This window comes from Spiroplasma endosymbiont of Nephrotoma flavescens, from assembly GCF_964030835.1.
GTDB lineage: Bacteria > Bacillota_I > Bacilli_A > Mycoplasmatales > Nriv7 > Nriv7.
In genome coordinates this window covers 883629-903600 of sequence record NZ_OZ034982.1, presented here as the reverse complement: position 1 = coordinate 903600, position 19972 = coordinate 883629, and the positions used below count along the sequence as shown (strand labels likewise).

The window sequence follows — 19972 nt, the reverse complement described above, 5'->3', positions numbered from 1 at the left end:
AAAAATATTAGTTAAAATTAAAAATATTAGTTAAAATTAAAAAAAATTTAATAAAATTAATAATTTTTTATTGTGTAAAAATTTAATAATATGATAAAATAATGATGAATAAAAATGACAATAGCAAGAAAGGCAGGGTTAGTTTAGTAATTAAATAATATAATTAGCTGATTGTTTTACTTCTTCAAAGCAATACCTAAGAAAACTAAACGACCTTATCAAAAGTATGTATTGATTTAAGAGTATAATTAGTATAAAATTATATAGTTTTAGTTATGAAAAACAAGGGGGATTTGTTAATGGCATTTAAGATGAAACATTTTGGAGATTATGTTCAAAGAAGAGATTATTCCAAAGTTTCAGGGAAATTAGAATTACCCAATTTGATTGAAGTACAAACTGATAATTATCAATGATTTATGAAAGATGGCATTCAGGAGGTTTTTGATGAAATATTTCCAATAACTGACCCTGAAGGTAAGACAATATTATCATTGTTAAGTTGAGAAGTAAAAAAACCACGACGCAACTTAAAACAAGCACAAGAAGAATCAAAGATTTATGAAGTACCAATTTATGCTAAATTGCAATTAACTGTTATTAAAGATGATGAAAGAATTAATAGTCAAATTGCTAAAACGCCAGATCAAGCAATGTTATTATGAGTAAGAGAAGAATTTGGTTTTAAAAATCCAGTATTATCAAAACAAGATGATAATGTTTTTTATTTTGAAGATATTAATGCTGATGATAAAATTGCTATTGAAATTATTATTAAAAAGCAAGATGAAGAAGAAATGTTAGTTGATTATACCCTTTGAAGAGTCGGTGAAGTTTTTTTAGGTGATTTTCCGTTGATGACCGATAAAGGAACTTTTATTATTAATGGTAGTGAAAAGGTTGTTGTTTCGCAATTAGTAAGATCGCCAGGAAGTTATTACAAAAAGAATATTGATCTGAAAACAGGAAAAATTATTTATTTTAATGATATTATCCCTTCACGGGGAACATGATTAGAGTTTGAAAGTCATATTAAAAAGGTTAAAAATAAACAAAATAATTTATATAAACATATTTTTCAAGTAAAAATTGATAAGTCACGAAAAACTAATGCTACTGTTTTGTTTACAGCATTAGGTTTAAAAAAAGATGATTTATTAGCATTGTATAATGATGATCAGTTATTAATTGACACTTATGAAAGTGATTATATTAGTGGTTTAGAAAAAGATAGTTGAGAATTTGCGGTTCAAGAAATTTATAAAAAAATTCGATCAGGGGAAACAGCAACTGTTGATGGTGCTAGTAAGTTTCTTTTTGGATTATTATTTGATAAAAGAAAATATGATTTAACTAAAGCCGGCCGATTTAAATTGATTCAAAAGTTATCAATTGTTGATCGGTTATTAAATCGGATTTTGGCTGAAGATATTAAAGATGTTAAAGGTAATGTTGTTTTTAAAAAGGGATATTTAATTACTAAAAAAGATTTAGAATTGTTGCATACGATTTTAAATGCTGGGGCAATGTTGCAAGAAATTAATTTTCATCCAGATATTAAAAGTCATAATAAAATTCAAAGAGTTTTAGTTTATGCTAATAATGAAATGATTAATCCTGATGATAGTATTGCAATTTTAGGTGTTGATCCAAGTAATAAAATGGAACATATTACGATTCAAGATATTATTGCTTCTTTTTCATATTTATTAAATATAACTAAAGATTTGGGAAATATTGATGATATTGATCATTTAGGTAATCGTCGTGTGCGAACAGTTGGTGAGTTATTACAAAATCAATTTCGGATTGGAATGGCAAGAATTGAAAAAAATGTTAAAGAAAAGATGTCAACTGCTGATAGTTCTGTTATTAAGCCATCAAATATTATTAATAATAAACCGTTAACAGCTGTTATTGGTGAGTTTTTTAACTTATCACAGTTATCACAGTTTATGGATCAAACTAATCCGTTATCAGAGTTAACTAATAAAAGAAGAATTACTGCGTTAGGTCCGGGGGGATTATCTCGTGAACGAGCTGGTATAGAAGTTCGTGATGTGCACTACTCGCATTATGGCAGAATTTGTCCGATTGAAACTCCTGAAGGACCAAATATTGGTTTAATTAATAATTTATCAACTTACGCTCATATTAATAAATATGGTTTTATTGAAACGCCATATCGGAAAGTAAATAATGGTATTGTATTTGAAGTTAATCATTATTTAACGGCAGATCAAGAAAAAAATTATGTTATTAGTCAAGCAAATATTGCAATTGATGATCAAGGAAAGATTATTGAAAAGCAAGTTGCTGCTCGTTTTAGTGGTGAAAATATTATTGCGCCTAACAATGAAGTTGATTATATTGATGTTTCACCACGACAAATTGTTTCCATTGCGACATCTTGTATTCCTTTTTTAGAAAATGATGATGCTAACCGTGCTTTAATGGGCGCTAATATGCAACGTCAAGCAATCCCTTTAATTAAACCACAATCACCGTTAGTAGGTACGGGTGTGGAGCATGCTGCTGCTAGAGATTCAGGATTAGCAATTATTTCTTTAGATGATGGAATTGTTGATTATGTTGATAGTAAAAAAATTACTATTAAGCATAAGGAACGAGTTAAAGTTTATGAATTAAATAGTTTTGATCGTAGTAATAGTGGTACGGCTTTAATTCATTCACCATTGGTAAAACCAGGTGATACTGTTAGCAAAGGTCAAATTTTAGCTGATGGTGCTTCAATGGAAAAAGGTGAATTAGCGTTAGGTCAAAATGTTATGGTGGCATTTACAACTTGAAATGGTTATAACTATGAAGATGCGATTATTATTAGTGAACGCTTAGTATATGATGATGTCTTTACATCAATTCATATTGAAGAATATACTATTGAACGTCGCCAAACAAAACAAGGTGAAGAAGAAATAACTCGTGAAATTCCTAATATTCCAGATAGTATGCGTCGTTATTTAGATGCTGATGGGATTGTAATGGTTGGTGCGGAAGTTAAAGAAGGCGATATTCTTGTTGGGAAAGTAACACCTAAAGGACAAACCCAACTGTCAGCAGAAGATAAATTATTACAAGCTATTTTTGGTGAAAAGTCTCGTAATGTTAAAGATAATTCTTTAATTGTTCCAAATGGTGGTGCGGGAATTATTCAAGCTGTGAAAAGATTTTCTCGTAAAGATGGACATGATTTACCAGTTTCGGTATTAGAAATTGTTAAAATCTATGTTGTTCAAAAACGAAAAATTCAAGAAGGTGATAAAATGGCGGGAAGACACGGTAATAAGGGTGTTATTTCTAAAGTTTTACCGATTGAAGATATGCCCCATCTTATTGATGGTACACCTGTAGATATTATGTTAAATCCTTTAGGAGTTCCTTCGCGAATGAATATTGGTCAAGTACTAGAATTACATTTGGGAATGGCTGCTAAAAAGTTAGGGTTAAAAGTAGCTACCCCAGTTTTTGAAGGCGTAAGTAATGAAGAATTAATTGCCATTATGACAGAAGCCAAGATGGATAATTTTGGAAAAGAAACTTTAATTGATGGTCAAACAGGTGAAACATTTGGTAATAAAATATCTGTTGGTGTAATGTATATGTTAAAACTATCACATATGGTGGAAGATAAAATTCATGCTCGTAATGTTGGGCCATATTCTTTAATCACTCAACAACCATTAGGTGGAAAAGCACAAAATGGTGGCCAAAGATTTGGAGAAATGGAAGTATGAGCTTTGGAAGCTTATGGGGCGGCTCATACTTTAAGAGAAATATTAACAATTAAATCTGATGATATTATTGGAAGAACGAAGTTATATACTAAAATTGCTAAGGGTGAAAAATTGCCATTGTCAGGAATTCCTGAGTCATTTAATGTTTTAATTAAAGAATTACAAGGTTTATCAATCAATGTTGTTTTAAAAACTAAAGATGGTAAAGAACATAAGATGTTAAATTATGAAGAAGATGAAGAAAGTAAATTCTAGAGAGGAAGAAATGATAAATGTTTAATGATCACAAAAACTTTAAAGAAATTAAAATTAGTTTAGCTTCTCCAGAAGATATTCGTTCTTGATCGTATGGTGAAGTAACAAAACCAGAAACTATTAATTATAAATCATTAAAACCAGAAAAAGATGGTCTTTTTGATCAACGAATTTTTGGGCCGATTAAAAATTATGAATGTGAATGTGGAAAATATAAAAAAGAAAATAATCGTGGTAAAATCTGTGAACGATGTGGGGTGCAATTAACAGAATCAATTGTTAGAAGAAAAAGAATGGGACATATTGAATTAGAAGATCCCGTATCACACATTTGAATGTTAAAAGCATCACCTTCCCAAATTGCTTTGGCATTAAATATGCGTACTAAGGATTTAGAGGAAGTGATTTATTTTGTTTCTTATATTGTTTTAGATGCTGGTGATGCTAAAAATTTAAGAGATAAAATGGTTTTAGATTTAGGTAATGCTAAAACTTCACAAGAAACTCGTGAACGATTAATTAAAACTTTAGAAAATATTAAAAAAGATTTAACTGTGGAATCAATTGCTTTTGAAAGAGCACAAGGAATGATTGAAGATTTAAAAACTACTAATATTCCTTTTTCAATGGATGAATGTGCTCAATTTATTAATAAATATACTAATGCTAAATTTGGTATTGGTGCTGAAGCAATTGAACATTTACTTAAAAATTTAGATTTGAAAGAAGAAATTAAGAAAATTAAAAGAAAAATTCAAGGTAAAAAATCGCAAACGGATAAATTAAAATTAATGCGTTCTTTAAAAACCTTAAATGATTTTTTGCGTTCAGGAAATAAACCTGAGTGAATGATTTTACATGCTATTCCGGTGTTACCACCAGATATTAGACCAATTATTCAATTAGATGGAGGTAGATTTACAGCATCAGAATTAAATGATTTATATCGTAAGATTATTATAAGAAATGAACGATTAAAACGCGTTAAACAAATGGGAGCCCCTTCAATTATCATTAATAATGAAAAAAGGATGTTACAAGAAGCAGTTGATGCTTTAATTGATAATGATCGCAAAGCGCGTCCTGTAACCGGAAGAGATAAGCGACCTTTAAAATCATTAACAGCAATTTTAAAAGGAAAACAAGGCCGTTTTCGTCAAAACTTGTTAGGAAAACGAGTTGATTATTCTGGAAGAAGTGTTATTGCTGTTGGTCCAGAATTAAAAATGTATCAGTGTGGTTTACCACGCGATATGGCAATTGTTCTTTTTAAACCATTTATTATTGCTGAATTATTAAGAGATGCTAAAGAAAATAATAGTAATTTAACTTATAAGATGGCAGAAAAGATGATTGATCAACGCGATGAACGCGTGTGAGATTTTTTAGAAGTAGTTATTAAAGAGCGTCCAGTATTATTAAATCGGGCACCAACACTGCATCGTTTAGGAATTCAAGCTTTTGAACCGAAATTAGTAAAAGGGAAAGCAATTCGCTTGCATCCATTAGTAACACCAGCATTTAATGCTGATTTTGATGGTGACCAAATGGCAGTTCATGTGCCGATAACAGCAGAAGCTGTTGCTGAAGCGCGATATTTAATGTTAGGTTCAAAAAATATTTTAGGACCGAAAGATGGAAAACCAATTGTAACGCCAACTCAGGATATGGTTTTAGGAAATTACTATTTAACTTTTGAAAGTAAAGGTAAAATTGGTGAAGGAAATATTTATCGGAATTTTGATGATGCTGTTTTAGCTTATGATAATAAACAATTACATTTACATGCGATAATTGCTATTCCTGTTGATGCTATGGATGGTAAGATTAAAGTTAATGATAGTAAAAATAAGGTATTAATAACAACGGTTGGAAAATTAATTTTTAATAAAATTTTTCCTGTTGATTTCCCTTATTTTAATGAACCAACAGCAGAAAATCTTGATTATTTAGATGACCGTCATATTATTTTAATTACTGAGGATATCCGAAAATTTATTGCATCACGAGAAACAATTTCTCCATTTAAGAAAAGTAGTTTATCAAATATTATTACTAAGTTTTTTAAGCAATATGGAACGCAAAAAACTGCTGAAATGTTAGATAATATGAAAAATTTAGGATTTAAATTTTCAACAATTTCTGGTATTACGATTTCGTCACAAGATATGCAAGCATATGATGATAAAAAAGAAAACTTTATTGAAGCTGATAAATATATTGCTGAAGTTCAAGAATTTTATCGTTTAGGAATGATAACTGAACGCGAAAAACATAAATTAATTATTAAAAAATGATCGGATGTTAAAGATTTAATTCAAAAGAAATTAGAAGTAGTGTTAAAGCAAGATATTAATAATCCGATTACGATTATGACTGATTCCGGTGCGCGGAGTAATCTTTCTAACTTTACACAGTTAGTAGGGATGCGAGGATTAATGAATAATCCTAAGGGAGAAGTTATTGAATTACCGATTCTTTCTTCTTTTATACAAGGATTAACGGTTCTTGAATTCTATATTTCTACGCATGGGGCGAGAAAAGGAATGGTTGATATGGCTTTAAAAACAGCTGATTCTGGTTATTTTACAAGAAGATTAGTAGATGTTGCCCAAGAAATTATTATTGTGATGGAAGATTGCCAATCAGAAAAAGGATTTTTAATTAAAGATATTGTTGATACTAAAAATTATATTATTATTGTGCCCTTACAAGATCGTGCTTTTGGACGATTTACAAAGTCAGCGATAATTAACAAAAATGGTAAGGAAATTGTTCCTGCTAATACTTTAATTATTGAAGATATTAATAATAAAATTGCCAAAAATAATATTACGGAATTTGAAATTCGTTCTGTTTTAACTTGTGATGCTTCTAAAGGGGTATGTAAAAAATGTTATGGACTTAATTTAGCAACGGGTGCAATTGTTGATATTGGTGAAACTGTTGGGATTATAGCAGCCCAATCAATTGGTGAACCAGGGACACAATTAACAATGCGTACTTTCCATACAGGTGGGGTTGCTGGTGGTTTAGATATTACTCAGGGGTTACCAAGAATTAAAGAATTATTAGATAATACAATTCCTAAGGGAACAGTTGCCATTATTTCTGAAATTGATGGTACCGTTCAAGAAATAAGTGAAGAAAATGGTATTAATGTTATTACTGTTGTTTCTGAACATAATGAAAGAAAATATAAAACTCCTTATAACTCTAATATTCGTGTTAAAGTTGGTTCGCTAGTTAAAGCTGGTCAAAAATTAACTGAAGGAGCAATTAATGTTAAACATTTATTAGAAATTGCTGGGATTAAAGAAGTTCAAGAATATCTTTTAAAAGAAGTTCAAAAAGTGTATCGTTTGCAAGGAATTCAAATTTCTGATAAATATATTGAAATTATTATTAAACAAATGTTAAATAAAATTCAAATTATTGATAATGGTGATAGTGACTTATTAGTTGGGGAAACAGTTACGATTAAAGAATTTAAAGATATTGTTGGTAAGTTATTATCAGAGGATCGTCGTCCGCCTTATGGATTTCCAATTATGTTTGGTATTAAAAAAGCACCATTGGAATCTAATTCTTTCTTATCGGCAGCATCATTTCAAGATACTACACGAGTATTAACAAAAGCAATTATTAAAGGTAAAGTTGATAATTTAGAAGGATTAAAAGAAAATGTTATTTTGGGTAATTTAATTCCTGCGGGGACAGGATTATTAGATTCCGAAGATATCATTGCTAGAGGAAAAATTGCTTATGAAGAGGAATATTAAAATTTAAATTATTAGATATTTTTTAAACGCTGAATTATACTTGTAAGTGCAAGTAAATAAAATTGCTGAATTATACTTGTAAGTGCAAGTAAATAAAATTGCAAAAGATTTCATATAAAAATTTCATGATGCTAAGTTTATTTTAGAAAAAGTAAATTTAAGGAGTTTTTATATGGGATACAAACATCTTGGCATAGATGAAAGAATTTATATTGAGAATCAATTGAAATTTAAAGTAAAAATTAGTGAAATAGCTAAAAATCTTAATCGAAGTATTAGTACTATTAATCGAGAAGTTAATAGAAATAAAGATAATAATCATTATTTTTCATTAATTGCACAAAATAAAGCAGAAAATAGAAAACAATTACATGTTTATTTTCATAAATTTAAAAATAGAGAATTAGTAAAATATGTACAACAAAAATTATTATTAGGTTGATCGCCTGAACAAATTTATGGCAGAATTAAAAATTTTCATCAAGAATGAATTATTAGTTTTAAAACAATTTACAATTGAATTTATTCTGGATTACTTGAAAAGGTTACTAGTAAAAATTTAAGAAGAAAAGGTAAGAAACGAAAATCTCAAGAAAATCGGGGTAAATTTAATGGTAAATCCATTAAAGAACGAAATGTTAATAATCGCATAACTCTTGGCCATTGAGAAGGTGATACTGTAGTATCATCACGAGGTAAAAGTAAATCATGTTTAATAACTTTAGTTGAAAGAACATCAAGATTTACTTTAGCAATATTAGTTGAAAATAGAACTACTAAAGTTATTAACAAAAATATTAGTCATTATTTATCAATTCTTCCAAATAATCTTGTTAAGACTATAACATTTGATAGGGGTAAAGAATTTGCTAATTGACAACAACTTGAAAAAAATTTAAATGTGAAAATTTATTTTGCTGATGCATATTCACCTTGACAAAGAGGTACTAATGAAAATACTAATGGTTTAATTAGAGAAAAATTTCCTAAAAAATTTAATTTTTCAAACACTACTAAAAATGCAGTTCATAAATTTATATTGTCTTTAAACCAAAGACCAAGAAAAATACTAAATTATCTTTCGCCAATCGAATATTTGGTTAGAAAAATAATTTAGTTGCACTTAACTTTACAATTTGGCAAATTTTGTTTTATTCAATTTTAGTAACTAATTGTTCATAAGTTAAGGATTGTGGTTTTCTTGGTAATTCTTTATTTTTAGGTAAATATCCGGCAGCAAGAACAACGGCAACATTGTATTCATTAGGAGCGATATGGTTATTTGTTTCTAAATAATTAATGATGTCAGCACCATCAAACCCTTCCATTGGACTTAGTACCAATGCCTTTAGCAAAAGCACAAAGAATAATGTTTTCTAATAAAATATATGCTTGTCGTTTAGCTCATTCTTCTGGGTTATTAATATATTTTTTTAAATAATTTATTAAGTTATTTTGTAATTGTTCAAATTTTTCATCAGAATTCTGATAACGCGTTTGATATCTTAAACGAAGAAAGACACTATTTTTTGTAAAGGCATTTTTTTTATTAGTTAAAATTAAAAATAGATGTGAAGCGTTAAGGACTTGTTTTTGTTTTCATATTAAAGGATGTAATTCTTGTTTTACTTTGTTATTACTAACAACAATAAGATGTCATGGTTCTGATCCAAATGCTGATGGTGAATGACGGGCTACTTCTAAGATTTCATTAATATCTTGTTCATTAATTTTTTGGGAATCATATTCTCGTCAAGAATGACGCGCTAAGAGGATTTCTTTTAGAATATCAAATTTATTCATAAGTTTACTTACTTTCTTGTAGTTATAATTATAAAACATTTTTTTACGAAGAGATAAATAAAGTTAAAAATTTAACTAATAATAAAATTAATGAAGGGGTTGTTACTTTTAAAATAAATTAATATTTGTTCAAAATAATTAATTTTTTTCTTTCATACTATATAATTAAATAAAAGGATATTGGAAGGAGGGAATTATAAATATGAAAGATAAAATTGCTATTGGATGTGATCACGCTGGATATGTATTAAAAACTGCTCTTATTGAATATTTAAAAAATAATGAATATGAGGTTATTGATTTAGGAACTAATAGTGAAGAAGAACAAGTGGATTATCCTGATTATGCCAAATTGGTTGGTAAAGAAGTAGGAAATGGTAATGCTAAGTATGGAATTTTAATTTGTGGCACAGGTATTGGAATAAGTATTAGTGCTAATCGCATGCCGAAAATTAGAGCGGCATTATGTTATGAAACAAAGTTAGCGGCCTTAGCTCGCGAACATAATGATGCTAATATTTTAGTTTTAGGAGGAAGAATTATTGCGCCTCAAAAAGCGATTTGAATTTTAGAAGAATTTTTAAATACTAAATTTTCAAACCGTCATCAACAACGAGTTGAAAAAATTAAATTAGGAGATATTAAAGATGTTTAAAGATGATACGCAAATAAATGATATTAGTTTAGAAGGAAAGGATATTGATTCATTAATAACTGATATTGATTCAGAAATACAAAATATTAATCGCAAAACAAATGATATTGATCCCGAACTAAAAGCAGTTGTTAAAGAAGAACTTATTAGACAACAACGCCATGTGGAATTAATTGCTTCGGAAAATTATGTTTCGCTTCCTGTATTAAGATTAGCAGGTTCAATATTAACTAATAAATATGCTGAAGGATATCCAGGAAGAAGATATTATGGTGGTTGTGAATTTGTTGATAAAAGTGAAAATTTAGCGATTGAAAGATTAAAGACTTTATTTAATGCTGAGCATGCTAATGTGCAACCGCATTCTGGTAGTCAAGCTAATGCTGCTGTATATCAAGCGATTTTAAAGCCGAATGATATTGTTTTGGCAATGAGTTTAGATGCAGGGGGTCATTTAACCCATGGACATAAATTGAATTTCTCAGGAATTGTTTATCAATTTCATGGTTATGGTGTTGATGAAAAGACTCAACAATTAGATTATGAAGCAATTAGACAACAAGCATTAGAACTTAAACCAAAATTAATTGTTGCGGGAGCCAGTGCATATTCAAGAATAATTGATTTTACTAAGTTTCGTGAAATTGCTGATGAAGTTGGAGCATTATTAATGGTTGATATGGCTCATATTGCTGGTTTAATTGCTGCTGGATTACATCCAAATCCTGTATTAGTAGCAGATATTGTAACAACAACAACACATAAAACATTACGCGGTCCAAGAAGCGGTGCAATTTTATGTAAAAAAGAATTAGCAAAAGCGATTGATCGGGCAGTATTCCCAGGTCAACAAGGAGGTCCTTTAGAACATATTATTGCTGCTAAAGCACAAGCATTTTATGAAGCGGCAACACCAGAATTTAAAGCATATCAACAGCAAATTATGGCTAATTGTAAAGTTTTAGAAAATATTTTTAGAAAACATGATGTTAAATTGATTAGTGGTGGTACTGATAATCATTTAATGATTATTGATGTTAAAACATCATTTAATCGTACGGGGCAGGAATGTGAAAATATTTTGCATCAAGTTGATGTTATTTGTAATAAAAATATGATTCCATTTGATAAAGAAAAACCAATGACTACTAGTGGCATTCGAATTGGAACAGCAGCGATGACCACTAGAGGTTGAAAAGAAAAGGAATTTGAACAATTAGCAAATATAATTATTAGTGTTCTTAAAGAAAATGGTAATACTGAAGAGAATATTGCTAAGCATAAACACCAAATTGGTATTTTATTAAAAGATTTTCCAATATATGAAAATTACCAATTATAAGTTTAATTTATAATATTTAGTAATTTAAGAGGTGGTATGTATTTTTAGGGAATTTTTACTATTGTATTCAACAACTCTGTTAAGTGTTTCTAGTGTTGCTAGCATTACGATGTTAAACCAATCTTTGTAAGCAATTAATACTGATTTTAGTTGACGAGTTACTAATCGGAGTAAAAGTAATAATGGCTATTTACAAATTGAAGAAAGTTTTGTATTGCAAAATTGGCATAATTATGCACAATCACTACTTGAATTTAGTAATGATTACCCGCTAATTTCGTTTGGTAAAAGTTCATATATTAAGTTATGAACTTTTAATAATCAAAAAACTGTTCCGGCAATAGATTTACAGTGGCCAACTTCATTATGAGTTAAAACAACAAAAAATGAACCTAATAAAGTACATAATGAATATATTGGTTCTTAGGATGACATTAATAAATCAAAACAGTCCGTTGATTTATCATTTTGAGCGTGAGAAGAAGATTATATTTTAGGAATGAGTGTTAAAATTACTTGTGCTTCTTTTCATAATACGAGTTTTTTAGGATATTCAATATTTTTAAATGGATTAAGATTTTCGGTTTAATTTGAAGATTTTTTTGTTATTGGAAAAAAATGATTGAGTACTAAAATAAGTTTATATATTGCTGAATTATACTTGTAAGTGCAAGTAAATAAAATTGCAAAAGATTTCATATAAAAATTTCATGATGCTAAGTTTATTTTAGAAAAAGTAAATTTAAGGAGTTTTTATATGGGATACAAACATCTTGGCATAGATGAAAGAATTTATATTGAGAATCAATTGAAATTTAAAGTAAAAATTAGTGAAATAGCTAAAAATCTTAATCGAAGTATTAGTACTATTAATCGAGAAGTTAATAGAAATAAAGATAATAATCATTATTTTTCATTAATTGCACAAAATAAAGCAGAAAATAGAAAACAATTACATGTTTATTTTCATAAATTTAAAAATAGAGAATTAGTAAAATATGTACAACAAAAATTATTATTAGGTTGATCGCCTGAACAAATTTATGGCAGAATTAAAAATTTTCATCAAGAATGAATTATTAGTTTTAAAACAATTTACAATTGAATTTATTCTGGATTACTTGAAAAGGTTACTAGTAAAAATTTAAGAAGAAAAGGTAAGAAACGAAAATCTCAAGAAAATTGGGGTAAATTTAATGGTAAATCCATTAAAGAACGAAATGTTAATAATCGCATAACTCTTGGCCATTGAAAAGGTGATACTGTAGTATCATCACGAGGTAAAAGTAAATCATGTTTAATAACTTTAGTTGAAAGAACATCAAGATTTACTTTAGCAATATTAGTTGAAAATAGAACTACTAAAGTTATTAACAAAAATATTAGTCATTATTTATCAATTCTTCCAAATAATCTTGTTAAAACTATAACATTTGATAGGGGTAAAGAATTTGCTAATTGACAACAACTTGAAAAAAATTTAAATGTGAAAATTTATTTTGCTGATGCATATTCACCTTGACAAAGAGGTACTAATGAAAATACTAATGGTTTAATTAGAGAAAAATTTCCTAAAAAATTTAATTTTTCAAACACTACTAAAAATGCAGTTCATAAATTTATATTGTCTTTAAACCAAAGACCAAGAAAAATACTAAATTATCTTTCGCCAATCGAATATTTGGTTAGAAAAATAATTTAGTTGCACTTAACTTTACAATTTGGCATAACTTAATTTGCATATTGAAATAATTTATAGTAAATGACTATTTTTTCTTTTTTAAAAAATACCTAAGAAAACTAAACGCGACCTAGTTGCACTTAACTTTACAATTTGGCAATTTTTTATTAATGATATAATATATTGAAAAATTGACTTAGGAGTAGAAAAGTAATGAAACAAAATAAATATGATAATCCAATTTTTTTTGATAAATATAAACAAATGGCAAGAAGTGTTGATGGTTTGAAAGCAGCTGGGGAGTGACATATATTTCAAAAGTTGTTACCGAGTTTAAATAATAAAAGGGTTTTAGATTTAGGATGTGGATTTGGTTGGCATTGTCAATATGCTGTTGAGCAAGGGGCATCATCAGTAGTAGGAATTGATATCTCAGAAAAAATGCTAAATGTAGCAAGAGAAATGACGCCAATTGAAATTCAATATTTGCAAATGCCAATTGAAGATATTAATTTTCTTGCAAATTCATTTGATGTTGTTATTAGTTCGTTAACATTTCATTATATTGCGTCTTTTAGTAATATTTGTGCTAAAGTTTATGAATGTTTAGCAATTGGTGCTGCTTTTGTTTTTTCAGTTGAGCATCCGATATTTACTGCTAATTCCAATCAACAATGATGTGTTGATAATAACGATAAGCGGTTACATTGACCAATTGATAATTATTTTGATGAGGATATCCGAAAAACCAATTTCTTGGAAGTGGAAGTTTTGAAATATCATCGGACACTTACTACTTATATTAATACTTTAATTGAATGTGGTTTTAAAATAATAAGTGTTATTGAACCACAACCTGATAATGAGTTATTAAAAACAGATCCTTTAATGCAAGATGAATTGCGAAGACCTATGATGTTAATAATCTCTGTTAGCAAGTAATTTTTTTGCAATCATTATTATTTTTTATTACTAAAAATATAAGAAAGTAGTATAATTCTTAATAGGAGTGAAACAATATGGCACTATTTATTATTAAACATCCTTTAATTGATGATAAGTTAACAAGGTTACGAAAAAAAGATACGAATAGTAAGATTTTTAAAGAAAATGTTAATGAAATTACTAGGTTAATGGCGTATGAAGTTTTTCAGGATTTAAAGTTACAAGAAATTTCAATTGAAACGCCAATAGTTGCGACTACTGGTAAAAAAATTGCCCAAGATATTATTCTTGTTCCAGTTTTAAGAGCGGGTTTAGGAATGGTTGATGGAATGTTGGGATTGGTTCCTAATGCTAAAATTGGTCATATTGGTATTTATCGTGATGAAAAATCTTTGCAACCTAAGAAGTATTTAGAAAAAAAACCTAATAATGTGGAAAATAGTTATACAGTAATTTTGGATCCAATGTTAGCAACGGGTGGCACGGCAATAGCTGCAATTGATATTATTAAACAATGAAAAGTATCACATAATATTAAGTTTATTTGTTTATTAGCTGCCCCAGAAGGAATTGCAAAACTGGAAAAAGCGCATCCTGCTATTAACATTTATACAGCTGCAGTTGATGAAAAGCTTAATGAAAACGGTTATATTGTTCCGGGTCTTGGTGATGCGGGAGATCGTTATTTTGATACACAGTAGATAGTTATAATGAAAAATATTAATTGGAAATATGAAAAACAAATAATGATTGTTTTTGGGTTGTTAATTTTTATTGGACTATTAGTAATAACAATTTTTACTATAATTAATTATTTATCTTGAAATTTGATTACTGGTTTTGTTACAACAAGTATTTTTAGTTTGTTGAATTATTTGTTGTTAATTTTTTTAACTTCGTATGTTATCCAAACAGGTCAATCAATTAATAAATTAGGAATAGGACTACTTTTTTTATTGCGAGTATTATTATATTTAATTCCTGTTCTGATTATTATGCTATTTAATGAATATTTTAATATTTTTAGTAGTATTTTTGGTTTAATACTTGCTTTTATTGCAACTTTAATTGTTAATATGTATAATGCTTTGATAGAAAAGAGGAACTTGAAGGATGAATCTTAAAATGTATGCAAGTTTTGAATTGTGAGATCCGTGAAAACTTGTTCCGCAAATAACAACGATTATTTTAACAACTTTAATTATTATTATTATCACTTTAATATACTTTTTTAAAGTAAAAAAACTTGATCCTAAAGCTGAACCGCGAGGGTTAGTATTAATTGTGGAACTTTGTGTTAAAGGTGTTGAAAATTTAGTTATTAGTATTTTAGGACCGAGTTTTAAATGATTAACATTATATTTCTTATATTTGTTGTCATACATTATTGTTGGTAATTTGTTAGCAATTGTTGGGTTTGAATCGCAGATGACATCGTATACAACAACATTTGCGATGGGATTAGTAACATTTATCGGGATTTATATTTTTGGCATTAAATTTCAAAGATTAGCTTTTTTTAAACGATATTTAAATCCATTAGAATTGTTAACGCAATTTGTGCCATTGGTTTCCATTTCATTTCGACTTTTTGGAAATATTTTAGGTGGCAGTATTATTATGGCGTTATTGTATCAATTTAGTGATTTAATTTCCCGACAAGTTCCAATTATTGGTCAAGTGAATTTTTTAGCAGGATTTTTAGCACCATTTTTTCATTTTTACTTTGATATCTTTTTTGGTGTTATTCAAGCGGTTATTTTTTCAATTTTAACATTAGTTTATTGAAAATTAGAAATTGGTGATGAAAAATCCGGTAGTAAAGAAGGTGCTATTAATAGGCGTGAAGCTGATGGATAATTGTTGCATTTAGTTCACAAAATATTTAATATAATGTCTAAAAGGAGGATAAATAGATGATGAGTGTGGAAATAATAAATAGTATTAATACTGTAGGAGCGATTTTGGCTAGTGGTGATGTTTCATGAGGCAAATTTATTGGAGCAGGGATTGCTGTTTTAGGTTGTTTTGGTGCGGGGATTGGTCAAGGTTATGCTGCTGGTAAAGCTGCTGAGGCGGTAGGAAGAAATCCAGAAGCTAATGGTAAGATTAGAACAATGTTAATTATTGGTTGTGCCATTGCAGAAACTGGCGCTATTTATAGTCTTGTTATTGCTTTAATTTTGATATTTGTTGCGTAAGGAATAAGATTAGATGTTGTTAAGTTATTTAGCAATTTTTTATAAAATTGAACAAGAAAATATTATTAATCAATTATTTCCTAATGTGTGGGTATTCATTGCTCATATTTTAGCAACTGTTGTTTTATTAGTTGTTTTAGGTTTTTTTCTTTATAAACCTTTTAAACAATTAATGCGAAAGCGAAGAAGTATTATTAAAGATTTAATTGATGATGCGATTAGGAAACAAACACAAGCAACAAAGTATGAAACAGAAGCTAATTCGTTATTAAAGGATTCTAAAATGCAATCACAACAAATTATTGATGATGCTAAAGTGGAAGCTTTAACGCAAAGACAAGAAATTATTAATCAAGCGAGCATTGAGGCGAAGTTAATTGATGAACAGTCGCAAAGAGATATTTTAAAAGAGCGGATTAAAGCGGAAGAAAACATTCGTCAAGAGATTATTGATGTTGCTTTTAATATGGCACAAAATATTTTGGAAAAAGAGATTGATCGTGAACAAAATGAAGTTTTGATTGATGATTTTATTAAACAATTAGATTAGGAGTTAGTTTAATGATTCAAAATTGAGCATGAGCACTACTAAAGCTAGGCGAAGAAGAAAAACAACTTGACATTATGTTAAGGCAATCAATTCATTTAATTAAATTATTTTTTGAATATCCACGAATTATTGATATTTTGTCAACACATAATTTAGAAAAACAAAAACAAAAAAAGATTATTGATAAAATTTTTCAAGATAAAGCTAATGATATTTTTGTTAATTTTTTTAAATTATTAATTGATCGCAATAATTTTCGGCAAGTAAGATTAATTCTTAAAGTGTTTCGTAATCTCTGCAATGAAAGAGCAAATGTTTTTTATGGGATTGTTTTTTCAACGATAAAATTGCAAGAAGAAGTTATTGATAAAATTGAGAAGAAAATTGGAAAAATTTTACAACAAAAAGTGGAATTAATTAATAAAATTGATCTTAGTTTAATTGCGGGTATAAAAGTAAAAGTTCAAGATCAAATTTTTGATGGTTCAATAAAAGGACGATTATTAGCAATGAAACGAAATATTGAAAATAAGTAAGGCAGGTGATATTGATGTCATTTAAGGTAAATGAAATTGCTGATGTAATTAAAAGTCAAATTAAACATTATGGTAAAAAGATGGAATTAAGTGAAGAAGGGAGTGTTATTAGCGTCGGTGATGGAATTGCTGTGCTTCATGGTTTAGATAAAGCGATGCTGGGTGAATTATTACTTTTTGATAATGATGTTTATGGAATGGTTTTAAACTTAGAAGAAGATGCTGTCGGTGTTGTTTTAATGGGTGATGATACTTATATTAAGGAAGGCGATGCTGTTAAACGCACGAAACAAGTTGTTGAAACTGTTGTTGGTGATGAGTTACTAGGAAGAGTTGTTAATGCCTTAGGACAACCGATTGATGGTAAAGGTGCGATTAAAAGTAAAAAGAAACGCCCTGTTGAAAGAATTGCTCCGGGGGTTATGACGCGACAATCAGTTGATGAATCATTACAAATAGGTATTTTAGCAATTGATGCGATGATTCCTATTGGTAAAGGACAACGAGAATTAATTATTGGTGATCGCCAAACTGGTAAAACCGCCATTGCGATTGATACGATTTTGAATCAAAAAGGGAAAGATGTTAATTGTGTTTATGTTGCCATTGGTCAAAAATCTTCTACTGTTGCCCAAATTGTGGAACGATTAAAACAAACGGGAGCAATGAGTTATACGACGATTGTTGCTGCTGGAGCCAGTGAATTAGCACCATTACAATATTTAGCACCATATACGGGTATTACTATTGCTGAGGAATGAATGGAACAAGGGAAAGATGTTTTAATTGTTTATGATGATTTAAGTAAGCATGCGGTTGCATATCGGACAATGGCCTTGTTGTTACGAAGACCACCAGGGCGAGAAGCATATCCCGGTGATGTTTTTTACTTGCATTCACGATTGTTAGAACGAGCAGCAAGATTAAATAAAGATAATGGTAATGGTTCAATTACAGCGTTACCAATTATTGAAACGCAAGCTGGTGATATTTCAGCTTATATTCCGACAAATGTTATTTCTATTACGGATGGTCAAATTTTTTTAACTAGTCAATTATTTAATGCGGGGATTCGTCCCGCTGTTGATCTTGGACTTTCAGTTTCGCGAGTTGGTAGTGCTGCGCAAATTAAGGCCATTAAGCAGGTTGCGGGAACATTAAAGTTAGAATTAGCACAATATAATGAATTGCAAGCTTTTGCCCAATTTGGTTCGGACTTAGATGAGATGACAAAAAGAGTTTTAGAACATGGACAACGAGCGATTGATATTTTAAAACAAACGCAATATAATCCATTATCACAAACTAATCAAGCAATTTTATTATTAGCAATTAATTTACGAAGAATTCAATGAATTCCTTTAGATAAGATTTTATTGTTTAAAGAAAATATTATTACTTATTTTAAAAATAATAAAGAAGCTCATAAGATATATCAGGAATTAAAAAAAGTTAAAACCTTTTCTAAAGAGTTAAAAAGTAAAGTTGATACGGAAATTATTAAAGTAGTTTATCATTTAGTTAGTAAAATTGATAAATATGAAATTACGAGTTATGGAACAAAAGAACAATGAGAATTGTTATTGATTCAAGGTAAAATTAAAGTTAAAAAAGGTCGTCATTAATAGTTATGCCACAAGATTTTCGGATTAAAAATCGTATTCAAACAATTAATACGATTGGTAAAATTTCTCGTGCTTTACAATTAGTATCAACAGCAAAATTGAAAAAAGCTAGTAAAAGAATTCAAGAGATTAGACCTTATAGTGAAGAAATGTATGATGTTTTTCATCATATTATTAGCAATACTAATGATTCTATATATTTACAAAAAGATGCTGGTTCCCATTTTCGAACAGTATGAATTATTATTAATTCTAATATTGGTCTTTGTGCTGGTTATAACTATAATATTCATAAATTAGTCATCCCAGAAATTAAAAAAAGTGATTTATTAATTGTAATTGGTGCGAAAGGGATTAGTTATTATCAAAATCGTGATTATAATGTCATTAGTAGTTATTCTAATTTAGATTTAAATTTTGAATATCATCAAGCACAAGAAATTGGCTTTCAAGTTTTAAGTATGTTTAATAATAAAGAAATTGAACGGATTAAATTAGTTTATACAAAATTTATTAATAGTATTTTGTTTCAACCAACAGTATTACAGTTGTTACCAATTGCTAAAATTAATACTCAGCAAAATTCATTGTTTGAGTTTGAACCGGATGCGCAAACGGTATTAGAAACAACAATTTTATTATATTTAAATACTATTATTTATAGTGCCATTAGTGAATCGCAAGTATCGGAACAAGCATCAAGAAGGTTAGCAATGGAAAATGCTACTAATAATGCTAATGAGTTGAAAGATAATTTAACATTGCAATATAATCGTTCTCGTCAAGCTAAAATAACGCAAGAGATTGCGGAAATTATTGCAGCGGCTGATAGTACAAATTAG

At 28.6% G+C, this 19972-nt stretch carries 17 protein-coding genes and 1 pseudogene; 16 read left to right on the top strand and 2 right to left on the bottom strand.

The features are described 5' to 3' along the window. Positions 1–299 precede the first annotated feature (299 nt). The 3 genes and pseudogenes from AAHN02_RS05225 to AAHN02_RS05215 all read left to right on the top strand — a co-directional run. A pseudogene (locus AAHN02_RS05225) lies at positions 300–3995 on the top strand (DNA-directed RNA polymerase subunit beta); the annotation flags it as partial. 32 nt (positions 3996–4027) lie between these two features. Further along, entirely contained in the window at positions 4028–7792 is a 3765-nt protein-coding gene (rpoC, locus tag AAHN02_RS05220) for a DNA-directed RNA polymerase subunit beta' (RefSeq protein WP_342277553.1), read from the top strand. Positions 7793–7964: 172 nt separating this feature from the next. Further along, positions 7965–8909 carry an IS30 family transposase gene (locus AAHN02_RS05215; protein WP_338966716.1) on the top strand — a complete coding sequence of 315 codons (945 nt, stop codon included), beginning with the start codon at positions 7965–7967 and terminating at the stop codon, positions 8907–8909. Positions 8910–8943: 34 nt separating this feature from the next. On the opposite strand, the gene AAHN02_RS05210 is transcribed toward AAHN02_RS05215, so the two are convergent. Beyond that, positions 8944–9120, bottom strand: a complete 177-nt coding sequence (locus AAHN02_RS05210; RefSeq protein ID WP_338966908.1) for a hypothetical protein — start codon at positions 9118–9120, stop codon at positions 8944–8946. Beyond that, entirely contained in the window at positions 9089–9595 is a 507-nt protein-coding gene (locus AAHN02_RS05205; RefSeq protein WP_342277552.1) for a nitroreductase family protein, read from the bottom strand. The genes AAHN02_RS05210 and AAHN02_RS05205 overlap by 32 nt, the downstream gene beginning before the upstream one ends. A 202-nt stretch (positions 9596–9797) precedes the next feature. Between AAHN02_RS05205 and rpiB the strand changes: the two genes are divergently transcribed. From rpiB to atpG, 13 genes are all read left to right on the top strand, one after another. After that, complete coding sequence (gene rpiB, locus AAHN02_RS05200) at positions 9798–10250, top strand: ribose 5-phosphate isomerase B (RefSeq protein ID WP_342277551.1); 453 nt, start codon at positions 9798–9800, stop codon at positions 10248–10250. Next, positions 10243–11592 (top strand): serine hydroxymethyltransferase, encoded by a 1350-nt coding sequence (gene glyA, locus AAHN02_RS05195; protein WP_342277550.1) that lies wholly within the window; start codon positions 10243–10245, stop codon positions 11590–11592. The genes rpiB and glyA overlap by 8 nt, the downstream gene beginning before the upstream one ends. A gap of 214 nt (positions 11593–11806) precedes the next feature. Then, entirely contained in the window at positions 11807–12019 is a 213-nt protein-coding gene (locus AAHN02_RS05190) for a hypothetical protein (RefSeq protein WP_342277549.1), read from the top strand. 330 nt (positions 12020–12349) lie between these two features. Further along, positions 12350–13294, top strand: coding sequence for an IS30 family transposase (locus AAHN02_RS05185; protein WP_342277548.1), 945 nt, complete (start codon positions 12350–12352; stop codon positions 13292–13294). Between the two features lie 192 nt (positions 13295–13486). Then, positions 13487–14215: a class I SAM-dependent methyltransferase gene (locus tag AAHN02_RS05180; RefSeq protein ID WP_342277547.1), complete on the top strand. Its 729-nt coding sequence runs from the start codon at positions 13487–13489 to the stop codon at positions 14213–14215. A gap of 77 nt (positions 14216–14292) precedes the next feature. Next, entirely contained in the window at positions 14293–14919 is a 627-nt protein-coding gene (gene upp / locus AAHN02_RS05175; protein ID WP_342277546.1) for a uracil phosphoribosyltransferase, read from the top strand. 9 nt (positions 14920–14928) lie between these two features. After that, positions 14929–15342 carry an MG406 family protein gene (locus AAHN02_RS05170; RefSeq protein WP_342277545.1) on the top strand — a complete coding sequence of 138 codons (414 nt, stop codon included), beginning with the start codon at positions 14929–14931 and terminating at the stop codon, positions 15340–15342. 1 nt (position 15343) lies between these two features. After that, positions 15344–16078: a F0F1 ATP synthase subunit A gene (locus AAHN02_RS05165; protein ID WP_338966884.1), complete on the top strand. Its 735-nt coding sequence runs from the start codon at positions 15344–15346 to the stop codon at positions 16076–16078. A 59-nt stretch (positions 16079–16137) separates the two neighbouring features. Then, positions 16138–16419, top strand: a complete 282-nt coding sequence (gene atpE, locus AAHN02_RS05160; RefSeq protein ID WP_342277544.1) for an ATP synthase F0 subunit C — start codon at positions 16138–16140, stop codon at positions 16417–16419. Positions 16420–16432: 13 nt separating this feature from the next. Then, positions 16433–16969 (top strand): F0F1 ATP synthase subunit B, encoded by a 537-nt coding sequence (gene atpF, locus AAHN02_RS05155; protein WP_342189724.1) that lies wholly within the window; start codon positions 16433–16435, stop codon positions 16967–16969. An 11-nt stretch (positions 16970–16980) separates the two neighbouring features. After that, positions 16981–17505 (top strand): F0F1 ATP synthase subunit delta, encoded by a 525-nt coding sequence (locus AAHN02_RS05150; RefSeq protein ID WP_338966879.1) that lies wholly within the window; start codon positions 16981–16983, stop codon positions 17503–17505. A gap of 14 nt (positions 17506–17519) precedes the next feature. Beyond that, positions 17520–19130 (top strand): F0F1 ATP synthase subunit alpha, encoded by a 1611-nt coding sequence (atpA, locus tag AAHN02_RS05145; RefSeq protein ID WP_342278190.1) that lies wholly within the window; start codon positions 17520–17522, stop codon positions 19128–19130. A 5-nt stretch (positions 19131–19135) separates the two neighbouring features. Beyond that, positions 19136–19972 (top strand): ATP synthase F1 subunit gamma, encoded by an 837-nt coding sequence (gene atpG, locus AAHN02_RS05140; RefSeq protein WP_342277543.1) that lies wholly within the window; start codon positions 19136–19138, stop codon positions 19970–19972.